The sequence below is a fragment of the Streptomyces viridochromogenes DSM 40736 genome, from assembly GCF_000158955.1.
GTDB classification, from domain to species: domain Bacteria; phylum Actinomycetota; class Actinomycetes; order Streptomycetales; family Streptomycetaceae; genus Streptomyces; species Streptomyces venetus.
On sequence record NZ_GG657757.1, the window covers coordinates 6143045 to 6159519 of the forward strand.

Consider the following 16475-nt stretch of genomic DNA (forward strand, 5'->3'; position numbering starts at 1 on the left):
GACGCGCAGGGGCGCGGGGCCTGACCAGGCCCGGGGAGGGGAGAACCACGTGAACGGGCGACCGATATCGGGGGCGTCGGTTGGCGGGCGGAACGGAGCGCTCGCACTGATAGCCGGGGGGCTGCTGCTGGCCGTCACGGCGTGCGGTGGCGGGGGGACGGGTTCCGGTGCCGGCGGGGGCGAGGGCAAGGGCTCGGACGCCGCGCGGAGCAAGCAGTCCGAGGCCGTCGTCAGCATCACGCCGAAGGACGGCGCCAAGTCCGTCGACACCAGCGGCGCGCTGAAGGTCACCGCCGCCAAGGGGAAGCTGACCGAGGTCGAGGTCGAGGACGGCAAGGGCAGGAAGATCGCCGGGAAGATATCCGGGGACGGCGCCACCTGGACGCCGTCCACCCATCTGGCCGCGGCCACCAAGTACAAGGTCCACGCGGTCGCCAAGGACTCCGAAGGCCGCACGGCCGCGGAGGACACCGGCTTCACGACCCTGACGCCGGACAACACCTTCACCGGCAGCTTCACCCCCGAGGACGGCTCCAAGGTCGGGGTGGGCATGCCGTTCTCCATCCGCTTCTCGCGGGGCATCACCCACCCGGACGACGTCGAGAAGGCCATCCGCATCAGGACGGAACCGGCCGTCGACGTCGAGGGTCACTGGTTCGGCAACGACCGTCTCGACTTCCGCCCCGAGAAGTACTGGAAGCCCGGCACCAAGGTGACCGTCGACCTCGACCTCGACGGCGTCGAAGGCCGCCCCGGCGTCTACGGCGAGCAGGACAAGACCGTCGACTTCACCATCGGCCGCAACCAGGTCTCCGTGGTCGACGCCAAGAAGCTCACGATGAAGGTCACGCGCGACGGCAAGACCGTCAAGACCATCCCGGTCACCACCGGCAAGCCCGGGATGGAGACCTGGAACGGCCAGATGGTCGTCAGCGAGATGCTCACGGTGACCCGGATGAACGGCGAGACGGTCGGCTACGGCGGCGAGTACGACATCAAGGACGTCCCGCACGCCGTGCGCCTGACCACCTCCGGCACCTTCCTGCACGGCAACTACTGGGCGGGCGGCGCCTTCGGCAACTACAACGCCAGCCACGGCTGCATCGGCCTGCGCGACGTGCGCGGCGGCTGGGACAAGAAGGTGCCGGCCGCGTGGTTCTTCAACCACTCGATGGTCGGCGACGTCGTGGTCGTCAAGAACTCCGAGGACCGGATCGTCGACCCGGACAACGGGCTCAACGGCTGGAACATGTCCTGGGAGAAGTGGAAGAAGTGACCCCGGCCTGACGGCAGGGGCCCCGGTGTGACGGACCGCACCGGGGCCCTTGCCGTTGGCCCCCGTGCGGTGCTTGCCCGGGGGCAACCCCTGGACCCCCGGCCGATGTGACCCACCGCACCGCCCCCAAATCTGTTAGCCCCCGTGCTGTGTTTGCCCGGGGGCAACCCCTGGACCCCCGGCCGATGTGACCCACCGCACCGCCCCCAATCCCGTTAGCCCCCGTGCTGTGTTTGCCCGGGGGCAACCCCCGGACCCCCGGCCGATGTGACCCACCGCACGCCCCCAAATCTGTTAGCCCCCGTTCAACCTACTACCTATGACCGTCTCTCTCGAAAGTCGCTGAAGGTGTCGGCACGCTGCGCCTGGACCGTCCGCCCATGAACGCGCTGGACATCGCCACGCAGGACCGGCTGAAGGAACTCGCCGAGGAGGCCCGCGCGCCGGGAGGGACGTGCGGGCCCGTGGTGGTCTACGGCGGGGAGAAGGTGTTCGCGGCCGGCGCGGACATCAAGGAGATGCAGGCGATGGACCACACCGCGATGGTCCTGCGCGCCCGCGCCCTGCAGGACTCGTTCACGGCGGTGGCCCGGATCCCCAAGCCGGTCGTCGCGGCCGTGACGGGCTACGCGCTCGGCGGCGGCTGCGAACTCGCGCTCTGCGCCGACTACCGGATCGCCGGCGAGAACGCCAAGCTCGGTCAGCCGGAGATCCTGCTCGGCCTGATCCCCGGCGCGGGCGGCACCCAGCGCCTGGCCCGGCTCGTGGGCCCCTCCAAGGCCAAGGACCTCATCTTCACCGGCCGGATGGTGAAGGCGGACGAGGCGCGGGAGATCGGCCTGGTGGACCGGGTCGTACCCGCGGAGGAGGTGTACACGCAGGCGCACGCCTGGGCCTCGAAGCTGGCGCAGGGCCCGGCGCTCGCGCTGCGCGCCGCCAAGGAGGCGATCGACGCGGGCCTGGAGACGGACATCGACACGGGCCTGACGATCGAACGGAACTGGTTCGCAGGTCTGTTCGCCACCGAGGACCGCGAGCGCGGGATGCGCAGCTTCGTGGAGGAGGGGCCGGGCAAGGCGAAGTTCCTCTGAACACTCCACAGGGGCTTGCAATTGACACGGCGTCTGGTCCGGGTCCCTCGATGGGGCGGTTTATGACAGCCTTAAGGCAGCCTTAAGCGTATCCGGCCGGGACAGCTCGTCCCATGCCTCGGAACGGTCCGTCATCGCAGGTCGGGCCCACTGTGAGCGGCTCCGAAGTGCCGTCGGCATATGTCATCGGATCGCCGGGTGACGACCCGTTTCCGGGGGTGTATTCCCCGGGAACGGCCCCCAAGGGCGACCCGCACGGCCATGATGGGGGGCATGGCGGGGCTGGAGGGTATGGAACAGCCGCGGGGACACGCACATGCGGCCGCGGCGCGCTGGTCGCCGACCGTCGAGGACGAACACGCGCTGAAGGCGCTGGAGTTGTACGGCAACCCGACGGAGGCAGAGGTTCCACTGCCGTCCCGCCCCGAGTCCGCGGCCACCGCCAGACGGCTGACCCAGGTCGTGATCCTCCGCCACTGGGGGCTCACCCCCAAGACCACGGAGGATGCGGTCCTGCTCGTCTCCGAGCTGGTCGGCAACGCCGTACGCCACACCGGCGCCCGTGTCTTCGGACTGCGCCTGCACCGGCGCCGCGGCTGGATCCGCGTCGAGGTCCGTGACCCCTCCCGCGGACTGCCGTGCCTGATGCCGGTCCAGGAGATGGACATCAGCGGCCGCGGCCTGTTCCTCGTCGACAAGCTGGCCGACCGCTGGGGGGTCGACCTGCTGCCCCGCGGCAAGACCACCTGGTTCGAGATGCGGGTCGCCGACCGCTGAGGACCGCCTCCGGGCCCGGCGCCCGAACGGCCGCACGGCCGGTGACAGGTCACTCGGCCGCCGGACAGGGGAATCACCGCTTTCCCGGTAAAGCACACCTTAAATGGTCGAATGCACCGCCACCTCGTCACAAGCACCCTCGTCGCGGGTGCCGCCCTCGCCGTACTCGCCGCCTGCGGTACCGACGGCGGGGAACGGACCTCCCAGGCACACGGCACCAAGGCCGCCGTGCCCGCACCGCCCGAGAGGAAGCCCGTCCGGGGACTGCCGGGCATGCCGCCGGTCCTCGACCCCCAGGACGTGTACGCGGCCGACCGCCCGAACAAGCTGTCGCCCGTGGTCAAGGACTTCCCGTCCCGGGTCTACGTCCCCAACACCGAGTCCGACACCGTCTCGGTCATCGACCCCAAGACCTACGAGATCATCGAGACGATCAGCGTGGGCCGGCAGCCCCAGCACGTCGTCCCGTCCTGGGACCTGAAGACGCTGTGGGTCAACAACAACCGCGGTCACACCCTCACCCCGATCGACCCGAAGACCGGCAAGGCGGGGAAGGACGTGGAGGTCCACGACCCCTACAACCTCTACTTCACGCCCAACGGCCGGTACGCCGTCGTCATGGCCTCCCTCGACCGCGAACTGGTCTTCCGTGACCCGCACACCATGGAGGTCAGGAAGACCGTCCCGGTCTCCTGCTACGGCGTCAACCACGCCGACTTCTCCCTCGACGGGCGCTACTTCATCGTCTCCTGCGAGTTCAGCGGCGAACTGCTCAAGGTCGACACCGAGAAGATGGAGGTCGTCGGGCAGCGGCGGCTGCCGTTCGACGGTGCCATGCCGCAGGACGTCAAGGTCTCACCCGACGGCAAGAGGTTCTACATCGCCGACATGATGGCCCACGGCATGTGGGTCCTGGACGGCGACCGGTTCACCGAGCCCACACTGCTGCCCACCGGCAAGGGCTGCCACGGCCTGTACGTCAGCCGCGACTCCCGCGAGATGTACGTGTCCAACCGCGGCGAGGGCACGATCTCCGTCTTCGACTTCACGCGCGGCGAGCTGACCAAGAAGTGGCAGCTGCCCGACGGCGGCAGCCCCGACATGGGCGGTGTCTCCGCCGACGGCAAGGTGCTGTGGCTGTCCGGCCGCTACGACGCCGAGGTGTACGCCATCGACACCCGCACCGGCAAGCAGCTCGCCCGCATCCCGGTCGGCAGCGGACCGCACGGCCTCGCGGTTTACCCACAGCCCGGACGCTACTCGCTCGGCCACACCGGCATCTTCCGGTGAGTGTCATACAGCAGCACCTCCGAGGCCACGGGCCGGTAGCCGGCCGCCTGGAACGCCCGCAGACTGCGGGCGTTCCCCGCCGACACCTGGGCCCACACCGGCGCGCCCCCGGCCAGGTGCCGCGCCGCGGCCGCGAGCCGCCGCCCCAGCCCCCGGTGCCGCGCCCCCTCGTCCACCTCGACGGCGACCTCCCACCGTCCGGCCACCCCGCGCCCCAGGACGAGCACCCCGCCGTCCGCCGCCCACACCCGCACGTCGTCCCGCCGTCGCCGTGCGGACACCACCCGTGGATGGCCGGGATCGTCGATCTCCGCCAACGCGAGCGCGGGCTCCCCGGGCAGGGCGGCACCGGTCAGCACCACGTCTATCGTGTCGGACCCACGGCCCGTCCGGTCCATGAGCGCCGTCAGGAAGCGGGCGTTCATCGTGGCCGCGAGCCGGTCGCCGTCGGTGCCGGCCAGCGTGTGGCGTACCCAGTCCGGATCCTCGTCCGTGAAGACGACCGAGTGAGCCGTGAAGGCGAGGACCCCCGCGTCCCGGGCGGACGGCTGCCCCACGATCGTCGTTCCGCCGTCCGCCGGCGGGAAGACACCCCGCGCCGCGGCGTCGAGAATGCCCCGCAGTGTGTCGGTCACCGACGCGCTCCTTGAGTCTCCACCCACTGGAAGGTCCAGACTCCCAGACATGATCGACGACGGCACCGGACTGCTCACCATCGGCCAACTGGCCCGGACCACCGGACTGACCGTGCGCACCATCCGGTTCTGGTCCGACGAGGGCGCGCTGCCGCCGGTGGCCCGGTCCGCGGGCGGATACCGGCTCTACGACGCCGCGTCCGTGGCGCGCCTGGAGCTGATCCGGACGTTGCGCGAGCTCGGACTCGGGCTGGTGGACGTCCGGCGGGTGCTGGCCGGTGAGACGACGGTCGCCCAGGTCGCGGCCGCGCACGTGCTCGCGCTGGACGCCCGGATCCGGTCGCTGAAGGTGACGCGCGCGGTGCTGTCGACGGTCGTCCAACGTGGCTCCGGAGCGGAGGAGATGACGCTCGTGAACAGACTGGCACGACTGTCGGCGGCCGAGCGGCGGCGCATCGTGGAGGAGTTCGTGGACGAGGTGTTCCACGGGCTGGACACGGCGGACCCGGTGATCCGCGAACGCATGCGGAACACCGCCGCCGACCTGCCCGAAGAGCCCACCCCCGAGCAGGTCGACGCCTGGCTGGAGCTGGCCGAGATGCTCCGGGACCCGGATTTCAGGGCCCAGATGCGCAAGGTCGCCGAGTTCAACGCGGCCGATCGCGGTCATGACACACCCGCCGGGGCGTCCCTGTGGTTCTCCCGGCGGCTCGTGCAGCTCGGTGCCGAGGCCCGCGAGCGCGGCATCGCCCCCGGCTCGCCGCAAGCGGATCAGGTGCTGCGCGAGCTGCTGGGCGACGCCGACCCCGCCACCGTGCTGGACCGGCTGCGGTCGCACGCCACCGACAGGGTGGCCCGCTACCGCGAGTTGCTGGCGATCGTGAAGGGCGCCGGGCCCGAGGCGGCGTACCGGGAGGAGTTCGCGTGGGTGGTCGCCGCGCTGGAGACCCGCGCGGGCGGTTAATCTGACCTGCGTCAGCAAGACGCGTCGGTACGGCGCAGAACACGAGAGTAGGGGCGGATCGGTGGCGGACATCGAGGAAGCACGCAAGCAGTTCGAGCGGATCGATACGGACGGTGACGGCTACATCACCGCTACCGAGTTCAAGACCGCCCTGGCACAGTCGGGCGACTGGAACGTCACCGAGTCGGTCGCCGAGGTCGTCATCAAGGCCCGCGACCTCGACGGCGACAAGAAGCTGAGCTTCGACGAGTTCTGGTCCTACCTGAACAAGTAGTCGCCGCCGCTCCGGCTCCGACGGTCTTGAACGAAGGGGCCCGGTCCGTCCTGGGACGGACCGGGCCCCTCGTCATGCCCGGCGGGCGGCGCTCACGGTCATGCCCGGCGTGCCGTGCGGACGCTCCAGCGGCCGTCGTGCCGCTCCAGCGCCGGCGGCAGGTCGAAGCACTTGCCGAGATGGTCGGCGGTGAGCACCTCGGCCGCCGGGCCGGCGGCGAGCGGACGGCCCTCGCGCAGCAGCAGGGCGTGCTGGTGTGCGGCGGCAGCTCCTCCAGGTGGTGGGTGACCAGGACCGTCGCCAGGTGCGGATGGCCCCGGCGCAGCTCCTCCAGCGCCCCGATCAGCCGCTCCCGGCCGGGCAGGTCCAGGCTTTCGCACCTGCCCCGAAGCCGGAATAACCCACCCGCCCCGGAGGTTGACCATGGTCACCAGCACTTCACGAGGCGCTGTTCATCTCCCGAGGGACGAGGCGACGACATGAAGATCGGCATCATCGGAGCGGGCAACATCGGCGGCAACCTGACCCGGCGGCTCACCGCCCTCGGTCACGACGTGTCCGTCGCCAACTCCCGCGGCCCGCAGACACTTTCGGCCCTCGCGGAGGAGACGGGCGCGACGCCCGTGACGGTCCGGGAGGCGCCGCGGGGCGCCGAGATCGTGGTGATCACCATCCCGCTGAAGGCGGTCCCGGACCTTCCCTCCGGTCTCCTCGACGAGGCGGCGGACGGCGTCGCGGTCATCGACACCGGCAACTACTACCCCCGGCAGCGCGACGGCAGGATCGCCGCGATCGAGGACGACGGCCTCACCGAGAGCCGCTGGACCGAACGTCAGATCGGCCACCCGGTCGTCAAGGCCTTCAACGGCACGTACGCCCAGGACATCCTGGACCGCCCGCTCCCGGCCGGTGCCCCCGACCGCATGGCCCTCCCGGTGGCCGGTGACGACGAGGCGGCCAAGCGCAAGGTACGGGACCTGATCGAAGCCCTCGGCTTCGACACCGTCGACGCGGGCGGCATTGACGACTCCTGGCGCCAGCAGCCCGACACCCCGGTCTACGGCCTGCGCGGCGGCGTCGACGCGGTCACCAGGGCCCTGGCGGAGGCGTCCCCGGAGCGCACGCCGGAGTTCAGCGGCTAGCTCAGGCGTCCTCGGCCCACCTCCGCAGCGCCGCCATGCTCGCGAAGTCGGCCACGTTCTTGTCGAGCGGGTCGTCGGTGTACTGGTGGAAGCGCCACTTCGCCTCGATGCGGGGCTTGCCCGCTGAGACGTAGTCGGCGATCCACAGTCCGTCGCCCGCATAGGACGTCGTGTCGATGTTGAGCCAGAAATGGCGGTTGGCGTAGAGAACGACCTGGTTGTTCGGCCGGAGGTCCTTCAGCTTGCGGATGAACAGGTCCTTCTCCGCGTTGCTCGCGTGCGTCCCGCTGCTGGTCGTCTCCCAGTCGACGGCGAGGATGTCGCCCGGGCGGTCCGGGGCCTTGCCGACGAAGTACTCGGCCTGGGCGCTGAGGTTGCCGGGCCACAGGAAGTGGTAGAAGCCGACGACCAGCCCGGCGTCCCGGGCCCGTTTCGTCTGGGCGGCCAGTTTCGGGTTGACGTAGGACCGCCCCTCGGTCGCCTTGACGAAGACGAAGGAGAGGCCGTCGGTGTCGTAGGAGGACGACTGGTAGGCGCTCACGTCGATACCGCGCAGCATGGGACTCCCTCTGGTGCGGGTGGGGCTGAAGTCCCCTCGGGTCAGGGGTTGTTGTTATGCCCCGCGACGGAAGCCGTACGCCGGGCGCGAGGAGGCTCGCGACCCGGCGGTGGTGAACGCCGGTCGGTTTGACGGTCGGTTTCAGGAGGTGGGGGAGTCGGCCGGGGCGCGGGTCGCGTCGGCGGCGGCGGCCTCCCGGTCGTCCAGGGAGACGTGCCTGGTCTCCTTGACGAGCAGGAGTGCGATCAGCGTCAGCACCGCCATCGCCGAGAGGTAGACGCCGACCAGCCACGGCGAGCCGTCCCCGGTCTCCCACAGCGCCACTGCGATGAAGGGGGCGACCGCCGCCCCGAGGATCGAGCTGACGTTGTAGGAGATGCCGGAGCCGGTGTAGCGCACGCTGGTCGGGAAGAGCTCGGGCAGGAGCGCGCCCATCGGCCCGAACGTCATGCCCATCAGGGTGAAGCCGAGCACGAGCCACAGCATGACGCCGAGGGTGCCCAGCTCGATCAGCGGCACCCAGACCAGTCCGAAGACCATGATCGCGACGGTGATCCAGATCAGGGTGGCACGCCGCCCGTAACGGTCCGCGAGCGGACCGGAGGCCAGGGTGAACGCGGCGAAGAACAGCACACCGAAGATCATCATGAGTACGAACGTCGTGTAGTCGTACCCCAGTCCGGGCACGGCGGCGTCCTTCGCGGTGCGTCCGTAGCTCAGCGAGAACGTGGTCATCAGGTAGAAGAGCACATAGGTCGCCAGCATGATGAAGGTGCCCAGGACCAGCTGCTTCCCGTGGCTGCGCACCACGGTGGCGAGCGGCAGCCGCCGCACCCCGCCGGACTCGCGGGTCCTGGCGAAGACCGCCGACTCGACGAGCCGGGAGCGCACCCACAGCCCGATCGCGACCATCACGGCGGAGAACAGGAAGGGGATGCGCCAGCCCCAGCTGACGAAGGCGTCCGAGGGCTGGGAGGGGTCGGCGCCGGCCGCGGACGGCAGCAGCGCGCCCATGACCAGGAACAGGCCGTTGCCGATGATGAAGCCGAGCGGGGCGCCCAGCTGCGGGAACGTGCCGTACAGGGCGCGCTTGCCGCTGGGGGCGTTCTCGGTCGCGACCAGGGCGGCGCCACTCCACTCGCCGCCGAGCGCGAAGCCCTGAGCGAGCCGCATCAGCACGAGCAGCGCGGTGGCCAGCCAGCCGGCCTGGGCGTAGGTGGGCAGGACGCCGATGAGGAACGTGGCGATGCCCATGGTCAGGAGCGAGACGACGAGCGTCTTCTTGCGGCCGAGCCGGTCACCGAGGTGCCCGAAGACCACGGCGCCGATCGGACGGGCGACCATCGCGGCGCCGAAGACCGCGAAGGACGACAGCAGCGCGGTGGTCGGGTCGCTGCTCGGGAAGAACAGCTGCGGGAAGACCAGCACCGCGGCGGTCGCGTAGATGTAGAAGTCGTAGAACTCGATCGTCGTGCCCATGAGGCTGGCGACGAGGACGCGGGACCGCGGGTTGACGGGCGTCGGGGCTGAACCAGGGGCTGGGGCGGGCATCGTCGTCCTTCACGCATGAAACATGGTCACTGCAACGATGTCAGCCATCTTGTTTTTCGGTATCGCCATCTCGCATCGCAAGACGCCCGGTGCGCCGGCGCTCAGCACTCGATGATGTTCACCGCCAGCCCGCCCCGGGCCGTCTCCTTGTACTTGACCGACATGTCCGCGCCGGTGTCCTTCATCGTCTTGATGACCTTGTCCAGGGACACCTTGTGGGAGCCGTCGCCGCGCATGGCCATGCGGGCGGCGGTGACGGCCTTGACCGCCGCCATGCCATTGCGTTCGATGCACGGGATCTGGACCAGGCCGCCGACCGGGTCGCAGGTCAGACCGAGGTTGTGCTCCATGCCGATCTCCGCGGCGTTCTCGACCTGTTCGGGCGAGCCGCCGAGGACCTCGGCCAGGGCGCCCGCGGCCATCGAGCAGGCGGAGCCGACCTCGCCCTGGCAGCCGACCTCGGCGCCGGAGATGGAGGCGTTCTCCTTGAACAGCATGCCGATCGCGCCCCGCGGCGAGCAGGAAGCGGACCACGCGCCCTCCTCGTCGGCGCCGGGGACGAAGTTGACGTAGTAGTGCAGAACCGCGGGGATGATGCCGGCGGCGCCGTTGGTGGGGGCGGTGACGACCCGGCCGCCGGCCGCGTTCTCCTCGTTGACCGCCATCGCGTAGAGGGTGATCCACTCCATGGCGAGGGCCTTCGGGTCGCCCTCGGAGCGCAGCTTGCGCGCGGTGTTCGCGGCACGCCGGCGTACCTTCAGACCGCCCGGCAGGATGCCCTCGCGGGACATGCCGCGCGTCACGCACGCCTCCATCACGTGCCAGATCTCCAGCAGGCCTTCGCGGATCTCCTCCTCGCTCCGCCAGGCCCGCTCGTTCTCCAGCATCAGGGCGGAGATGGACAGACCCGTCTCCTCCGTCAGGCGCAGCAGCTCGTCACCCGTACGGAAGGAGTGCTTCAGCACGGTGTCGTCGAGCTTGATGCGGTCCGCGCCGACCGCGTCCTCGTCGACGACGAAGCCGCCGCCGACCGAGTAGTACGTCTTCGTCAGCAGCTCCGCGCCCGAGGCGTCGTACGCCCACAGGGTCATGCCGTTCGCGTGGTACGGCAGGGTCTTGCGGCGGTGCAGGACCATGTCGTCGTCGAAGGAGAACGCGATCTCGTGCTCGCCCAGCAGCCTCAGCCGGCCGTCCGCCTTGATCGTGCCCACCCGCTCGTCGGCCGTCTCCACGTCCACCGTGCGCGGCGAGTCACCCTCCAGTCCGAGCAGCACCGCCTTGGGCGTGCCGTGGCCGTGGCCCGTGGCACCGAGCGAGCCGTACAGCTCGGCGCGCACCGAGGCCACCGACTCCAGCAGCTTCTCGTTGCGCAGCCGCCGGGCGAACAGCCCGGCCGCCCGCATGGGGCCGACCGTGTGGGAGCTGGACGGGCCGATGCCGATCGAGAACAGGTCGAAGACCGAGATGGCCACGGGGGTACTCCTGACTACGGGGTGGTGCACAGGGGCTGGGTCGCCGCGCCCGTCTGTGGCGGCACGGCGACCCCGAGCGGTGTTCGTTACTTGTTCAGACCCGGGTACAGCGGGTGCTTGTCGGCCAGGGCCTTCACCCGGGCCTTGAGCGCCTCGGCGTCATAGGACGGTTTCAGCGCCTCGGCGATGACGTCCGCGACCTCCGCGAAGTCCTCGGTCTCGAAGCCCCGGGTCGCCAGGGCCGGCGTGCCGATCCGCAGACCGGACGTCACCATCGGCGGACGCGGGTCGTTCGGGACCGCGTTGCGGTTGACGGTGATGCCCACCTCGTGGAGGCGGTCCTCGGCCTGCCGGCCGTCCAGCTCCGAGTCGCGCAGGTCGACCAGGACCAGGTGCACGTCCGTGCCGCCGGACAGGACGTCCACCCCCGCGGCCCGGGCGTCGTCCTTCACCAGACGCTCGGCCAGGATGCGGGCGCCCTCCAGCGTACGGCGCTGGCGCTCCTTGAAGTCCTCCGAGGCCGCGACCTTGAAGGCGACCGCCTTGGCCGCGATCACGTGCTCCAGGGGACCGCCCTGCTGACCGGGGAAGACCGCGGAGTTGATCTTCTTGGCCAGTTCGGCCGTGGAGAGGATCACACCGCCGCGCGGGCCGCCCAGCGTCTTGTGGGTCGTGGTGGTGACCACGTGCGCGTGCGGCACCGGGTTGGGGTGCAGCCCGGCGGCGACGAGACCGGCGAAGTGGGCCATGTCGACCATCAGGTACGCGCCGACCTCGTCCGCGATCCGGCGGAACTCGGCGAAGTCCAGCCGGCGCGGGTAGGCGGACCAGCCCGCGACGATCAGCTTCGGCCGGGACTCCTTCGCCAGCCGCCCCACCTCGGCCATGTCGACCCGGCCGTCGTCGCCGACGTGGTAGGCGACGACGTCGTAGAGCTTGCCGGAGAAGTTGATCTTCATGCCGTGGGTCAGGTGCCCGCCGTGCGCGAGGTTCAGACCCATGATGGTGTCGCCCGGCTTGAGCAGCGCGAACATCGCGGCCGCGTTGGCCTGGGCGCCCGAGTGCGGCTGGACGTTGGCGTGCTCGGCGCCGAACAGCTCCTTGACGCGGTCGATGGCGATCTGCTCGACCACGTCGACGTGCTCGCAGCCGCCGTAGTAGCGGCGGCCCGGGTAGCCCTCGGCGTACTTGTTGGTGAGGACCGAGCCCTGCGCCTCCATGACCGCGACCGGAGCGAAGTTCTCCGAGGCGATCATCTCGAGCGTGGACTGCTGGCGGTGCAGCTCGGCGTCGACCGCGGCGGCCACGGCCGGGTCGAGCTCGTGCAGGGGTGTGTTCAGGACGGACATAGGGGCGGGACTCCTCAGCCGGCGGAGAACGCGGTGTACTCGTCGGCGGAGAGCAGGTCGCCCGGCTCGTCCGTGACGCGCACCTTGAACAGCCAGCCGCCTTCGAAGGGGGCCGAGTTCACCAGGGACGGGTCGTTGACGACGTCCTCGTTGACCTCGGTGACCTCACCGGCGACCGGGGAGTACAGGTCGGAGACCGACTTGGTCGACTCCAGCTCGCCGCAGGTCTCGCCCGCGGACACCGTGTCACCGACCTCGGGGAGCTGGACGAAGACGACGTCGCCGAGGGCGTTGGCGGCGTGCTCCGTGATACCGACCGTCGAGACGCCGTCCTCGGCGGCCGACAGCCACTCGTGCTCCTTGCTGTAGCGCAGCTGCTGGGGGTTGCTCATGGCCTGAATTCTCCTGTACGCGCGGGAGTGCTGATGAAGGGAACCGCTGGTGAGCGGGAGGATGACGGGCCCGGGACCGCGGTGGCGGCCTACGGCCAGTGTCTACTTCTGCCGCTTGTAGAACGGCAGCGCCACGACCTCGTACGGCTCGTGACTGCCCCGGATGTCCACGGCCACACCGGGCGTGCCGGGAGCGGCGTGCCCGGCGTCGACGTAGGCCATCGCGATCGGCTTGCCGAGCGTGGGGGAGGGGGCACCGGAGGTGACCTCGCCGATCACCTCGCCGCCGGCGACGACCGCGTACCCGGCGCGCGGGACCCGGCGGCCCTCGGCGACCAGGCCGACCAGGACGCGGGGCGGGTTCTGCTCGGCGCGGGAGGCGGCCTCCGCCAGCGCCTCGCGCCCGACGAAGTCGCCCTCCTTCTCGAACTTCACCACCCGGCCGAGCCCGGCGTCGAACGGGGTGAGGGAGGTGCTCAGCTCGTGCCCGTACAGCGGCATGCCCGCCTCCAGGCGCAGCGTGTCGCGGCAGGACAGCCCGCACGGGGCCAGCCCGGCGCCCTCGCCCGCCTTGGTCAGGGCCTGCCACAGCTCGACCGCGTGCTCCGGCTTCACGAACAGTTCGAAACCGTCCTCGCCGGTGTACCCGGTACGGGCGATCAGGGCCGGGACCCCCGCGACCGTGCCGGGCAGTCCGGCGTAGTACTTCAGGCCGTCGAGGTCGGCGTCGGTCAGGGACTTCAGGATTCCCGGCGACTCGGGGCCCTGCACGGCGATCAGGGCGTAGGCGTCCCGGTCGTCGCGCACCTCGGCGTCGAAGCCGGCGGAACGTTCCACCAGCGCTTCCAGGACCACCTGGGCGTTGGAGGCGTTGGCGACCACCATGTACTCGGTCTCGGCCAGCCGGTAGACGATCAGGTCGTCGAGGATGCCGCCGTCGGCCCGGCAGATCATGGTGTAGCGGGCGCGGCCGGGCTTGACGCCGCCGATGTTGCCGACCAGTGCGTGGTCGAGGAGGGCCGCGGCCTGCGGGCCGGTGACGGTGATCTCGCCCATGTGGGAGAGGTCGAAGAGCCCGGCCTTCGTGCGCACCGCGTTGTGCTCGTCGCGCTCGGAGCCGTAGCGCAGGGGCATGTCCCAGCCGGCGAAGTCGGTCATCGTCGCGCCGAGCGAGCGATGCAGGGCATCGAGCGCGGTGTGACGGAGTTCTCCTGTACTGCTCACGGTCGGTGTCTCCCAGATGCATGACGGGCGAGGTCGTTCCTCCCCATCTGTCATCGGAACCTGAGAGGTTCGCCATGACCACACGGGGCACGGCTTGCACCTTGGGTGGAGCCGCCCGGTGGGCGACCCGCTTTTCAGATGTGCCTCGCCCGCGCGGTAACGGGGCCTGAGAGATTCAAGGGAGGGACTTGCTCCTTCGGCGCCCCAGCGTCAGCGATGCTGGGAACTCTCCCGCGCGGATTCAAACGGCCGGTATGCAGTTGGCGGGCACATCATTGCACGCATCCTCGCGGGGTGGCAGGGGGATCCCCCTGTAGCAGGCCTGTTGCAGGAAGAGGACTGAAACAAGAGACATCGGGCATTACCTTCTCTTTACACTCGGCGGGGATGGGACTCCGTACCTGGCCCCAGGGGAGGACGATCACGGTGAACAGGACCACCGCGTACGCCACGACGTCGGGCATCGCGCTGCCCGAGCAGCCGGCCGCTCCGGCCCGGGCGGTCTGCGGCCCGCCGCTGCCCGTGCCGGTCGTCCGCGATCTGCGCGACCGCGCCGGCCGTGGCCCGCAGGCGCTGCTGTTCGGCCCCCGCGACCTGGTCGTGGTCACGGGCCTGCCCGGCAGCGGCAAGTCCACGCTGATGCGGCGTACCGTGCCGGGCCGGCGCGTCGACTCCCAGGACACCCGCGACCGCTGGGAGGGCCGTATGCCGCGCTTCCTGCCCTACGCGGTCTACCGCCCGCTCGTCCGCCTCGCCCACTACGCCGGGCTGCGCCGCGCCCTGCGCACCGGCGAGGGGGTCGTGGTGCACGACTGCGGCACCCAGACCTGGGTCCGCCGCTGGCTGGCCCGCGAGGCCCGCCGCCGGGGCGGCACCCTGCATCTCCTGCTCCTCGACGTCACACCGGAGCAGGCCCTGGCCGGTCAGCGCGACCGTGGTCGCGGCGTCTCGCGCTACGCCTTCCTGCGCCACCGCGCCGCGAGCACCCGCCTGCTGCGCTCGGTGGAACGCGGCGACCTCCCCGCCGGCTGCGGCTCGGCCGTCCTCGCCGACCGCAACACGGCCAACACCCTGCACCACATCGGCTTCACCACCTGACCCCCACGGGCCGAGGTCCACACAACACGACTGCCACCGCACCGGGCCCCCGCGCCCGTGCCCGGCGGTTGGGCGGCCGCCCGTGCACCGTGGTCGGGGTACTGATGGCCACGTCGTGAGCCACAGGGCGCCCGCACGGGTTCAGGCACTGCGGCTTGGGCGCGGGCATCCGCGGCCTGCGCTCCGCCGGCCGTCCGTGCACCGGTCCGCCCACGGCATGGCCTCGGGTCGGTCGCGTTCGCCCGTGCACTGTGGTCGGGGTAGTGATCGCCGCGTCGTGAGCCGCAGGGCGCCCGCACGGGTTCAGGCACGGCGGCTTGGGCGCCGGGCACCCGTGCCCTACGCTCCGCCGGCCGTCCGTGCACCGGTCCGCCCACGGCATGGTCTCGTACCGGTCGCGTTCGCCCGTGCACCATGGTTCGGCCGCCTGCGGCCCAGCCTCGGTGCAGGACACAGCCGGTCGTACGCGCCCGCGCCACGTCTGCTGACCGCTCGCCGTGCGTGAGCCGCTAGCCTTCTTAGCCACAGCAGTGGTTTCAGGCAGGCGGTAGGCAGATGGACTTCCCGGCGGACTTCTCCGCGGACTTCCCGGCGCAGACGCAGACCCACCCGCACGGTGGATGGCCCGGCAACGAGCTGGAGGAGGTGCTCTCGGCCTCCCTCGGCGCCGGGCCGTCGGCCGCCGGGCGGGTCATCGAGGTGCTCGGCCGGAGTTTCGTCTGGATCCCGCTGCCCAGCGGCGGCGGCCCGAACAGCGGCCCCCTCGACCTGCCCGGCATCGAGATCGACGGCCAGGCGTTCGTGCCGGTGTTCAGCTCCGAGGAGCAGTTCCGCCAGGTCGTCGGCTCCCACATGTCGTACACCATCGCCCCCGCCGTGGAGTTCGCCCGCGGTCTTCCCCCGCACGCGGGGATAGCCGTCAACCCGGGCGGTGTGGTCGGCATCCCGCTCCCGCCGCCCGCCGTCGCCGACCTCTGCCGGGCCGGCCGGACCCCGCTGGACGGCCCCGCGAGCGGCGGCCGGGTCCGCCTCTTCGAACCCGACTGGCAGGACGACCCGGTGGACTTCCTCGCCGCCGCCTCCGCGGAGTTCGAGGCGACCGGCGTCGTCCTCACCGCCCGCCGCTGCCTCGCCGCGATCGAGACCGCCGACCCGGTGATGTTCGTGGGCGTCGAACTCTCCCAGTGGGAAGGCGACCTGCGGGCCCTCCCCCTGGAGGCCCTGACCCGTGCCGTCACCGCCGCCCCGGCCCCCTGGCCCGTCAACCTGGTGCTCCTGGACGTGGCGGAGGACCCCGTGGGTGACTGGATGCGCAACCGGGTCCGGCCCTTCTACCAGCGGTAGGGCGACGCCCCGAAGGGGCGCGGGAACCACACGCCGC

15 protein-coding genes, 2 pseudogenes and 2 riboswitches are annotated in these 16475 nt (G+C 71.0%); of the genes and pseudogenes, 9 read left to right on the forward strand and 8 right to left on the reverse strand.

The features are described from left to right. The first annotated feature begins 49 nt into the window (after positions 1 to 49). The 4 genes and pseudogenes from SSQG_RS27190 (at position 50) to SSQG_RS27205 (ending at position 4434) form a co-directional block, all read left to right on the forward strand. The gene (locus tag SSQG_RS27190) at positions 50 to 1276 is read left to right on the forward strand and encodes a L,D-transpeptidase (protein WP_003993087.1); all 1227 of its coding nucleotides are present in this window, start codon (positions 50 to 52) and stop codon (positions 1274 to 1276) included. 319 nt (positions 1277 to 1595) lie between these two features. Further along, a pseudogene (locus SSQG_RS27195) lies at positions 1596 to 2367 on the forward strand (enoyl-CoA hydratase/isomerase family protein). A 273-nt stretch (positions 2368 to 2640) separates the two neighbouring features. Further along, positions 2641 to 3144 (forward strand): ATP-binding protein, encoded by a 504-nt coding sequence (locus tag SSQG_RS27200; RefSeq protein ID WP_039933707.1) that lies wholly within the window; start codon positions 2641 to 2643, stop codon positions 3142 to 3144. Positions 3145 to 3255: 111 nt separating this feature from the next. Then, positions 3256 to 4434 carry a YncE family protein gene (locus tag SSQG_RS27205; protein ID WP_003993090.1) on the forward strand — a complete coding sequence of 393 codons (1179 nt, stop codon included), beginning with the start codon at positions 3256 to 3258 and terminating at the stop codon, positions 4432 to 4434. On the opposite strand, the gene SSQG_RS27210 is transcribed toward SSQG_RS27205, so the two are convergent. Continuing rightward, a complete protein-coding gene (locus SSQG_RS27210; RefSeq protein ID WP_052310481.1) occupies positions 4401 to 5120 on the reverse strand; it encodes a GNAT family N-acetyltransferase in 720 nt (239 codons plus the stop codon). The two genes, SSQG_RS27205 and SSQG_RS27210, sit on opposite strands and share 34 nt — an antisense overlap. On the opposite strand from SSQG_RS27210, the gene SSQG_RS27215 reads away from it, so the two are divergent. Together SSQG_RS27215 and SSQG_RS27220 are read left to right on the forward strand one after the other, a co-directional pair. Beyond that, positions 5119 to 6033, forward strand: a complete 915-nt coding sequence (locus tag SSQG_RS27215; RefSeq protein WP_003993092.1) for a MerR family transcriptional regulator — start codon at positions 5119 to 5121, stop codon at positions 6031 to 6033. The two genes, SSQG_RS27210 and SSQG_RS27215, sit on opposite strands and share 2 nt — an antisense overlap. Before the next feature lie 61 nt (positions 6034 to 6094). Next, positions 6095 to 6307, forward strand: a complete 213-nt coding sequence (locus SSQG_RS27220) for an EF-hand domain-containing protein (protein ID WP_003993093.1) — start codon at positions 6095 to 6097, stop codon at positions 6305 to 6307. A 98-nt stretch (positions 6308 to 6405) separates the two neighbouring features. Here the strand turns inward: SSQG_RS27220 and SSQG_RS43040 are convergent. Continuing rightward, positions 6406 to 6677, reverse strand: a pseudogene (locus SSQG_RS43040) (ABC transporter ATP-binding protein); the annotation flags it as partial. 109 nt (positions 6678 to 6786) lie between these two features. Between SSQG_RS43040 and SSQG_RS27225 the strand changes: the two are divergent. Further along, positions 6787 to 7449, forward strand: coding sequence for an NADPH-dependent F420 reductase (locus SSQG_RS27225; RefSeq protein ID WP_003993095.1), 663 nt, complete (start codon positions 6787 to 6789; stop codon positions 7447 to 7449). A gap of 1 nt (position 7450) precedes the next feature. Here the strand turns inward: SSQG_RS27225 and SSQG_RS27230 are convergent, their stop codons facing one another. The 6 genes from SSQG_RS27230 to gcvT all read right to left on the reverse strand — a co-directional run bounded on the left by SSQG_RS27230 (position 7451) and on the right by gcvT (position 13996). After that, positions 7451 to 8008 (reverse strand): glycoside hydrolase family 25 protein, encoded by a 558-nt coding sequence (locus SSQG_RS27230; protein ID WP_003993096.1) that lies wholly within the window; start codon positions 8006 to 8008, stop codon positions 7451 to 7453. A 141-nt stretch (positions 8009 to 8149) separates the two neighbouring features. Continuing rightward, positions 8150 to 9559, reverse strand: coding sequence for an MFS transporter (locus SSQG_RS27235; RefSeq protein ID WP_003993097.1), 1410 nt, complete (start codon positions 9557 to 9559; stop codon positions 8150 to 8152). A gap of 101 nt (positions 9560 to 9660) precedes the next feature. Next, positions 9661 to 11031: an L-serine ammonia-lyase gene (locus SSQG_RS27240; protein ID WP_003993098.1), complete on the reverse strand. Its 1371-nt coding sequence runs from the start codon at positions 11029 to 11031 to the stop codon at positions 9661 to 9663. An 86-nt stretch (positions 11032 to 11117) separates the two neighbouring features. Beyond that, positions 11118 to 12380, reverse strand: coding sequence for a serine hydroxymethyltransferase (gene glyA / locus SSQG_RS27245; RefSeq protein ID WP_003993099.1), 1263 nt, complete (start codon positions 12378 to 12380; stop codon positions 11118 to 11120). A gap of 14 nt (positions 12381 to 12394) precedes the next feature. Beyond that, positions 12395 to 12772 carry a glycine cleavage system protein GcvH gene (gene gcvH, locus SSQG_RS27250; protein WP_003993100.1) on the reverse strand — a complete coding sequence of 126 codons (378 nt, stop codon included), beginning with the start codon at positions 12770 to 12772 and terminating at the stop codon, positions 12395 to 12397. 102 nt (positions 12773 to 12874) lie between these two features. Then, complete coding sequence (gene gcvT / locus SSQG_RS27255; protein WP_003993101.1) at positions 12875 to 13996, reverse strand: glycine cleavage system aminomethyltransferase GcvT; 1122 nt, start codon at positions 13994 to 13996, stop codon at positions 12875 to 12877. A 37-nt stretch (positions 13997 to 14033) separates the two neighbouring features. Then, positions 14034 to 14140, reverse strand: a riboswitch (glycine riboswitch). After that, positions 14141 to 14240, reverse strand: a riboswitch (glycine riboswitch). It lies immediately after the preceding riboswitch. Positions 14241 to 14422: 182 nt separating this feature from the next. Here gcvT and SSQG_RS27260 point away from each other — a divergent pair. Together SSQG_RS27260 and SSQG_RS27265 are read left to right on the forward strand one after the other, a co-directional pair. Continuing rightward, on the forward strand, positions 14423 to 15094 hold the full coding sequence (locus SSQG_RS27260) for an AAA family ATPase (protein WP_003993102.1): 672 nt from the start codon (positions 14423 to 14425) through the stop codon (positions 15092 to 15094). Between the two features lie 555 nt (positions 15095 to 15649). Then, the gene (locus SSQG_RS27265; RefSeq protein WP_003993103.1) at positions 15650 to 16438 is read left to right on the forward strand and encodes an enhanced serine sensitivity protein SseB; all 789 of its coding nucleotides are present in this window, start codon (positions 15650 to 15652) and stop codon (positions 16436 to 16438) included. Positions 16439 to 16475: the final 37 nt, after the last annotated feature.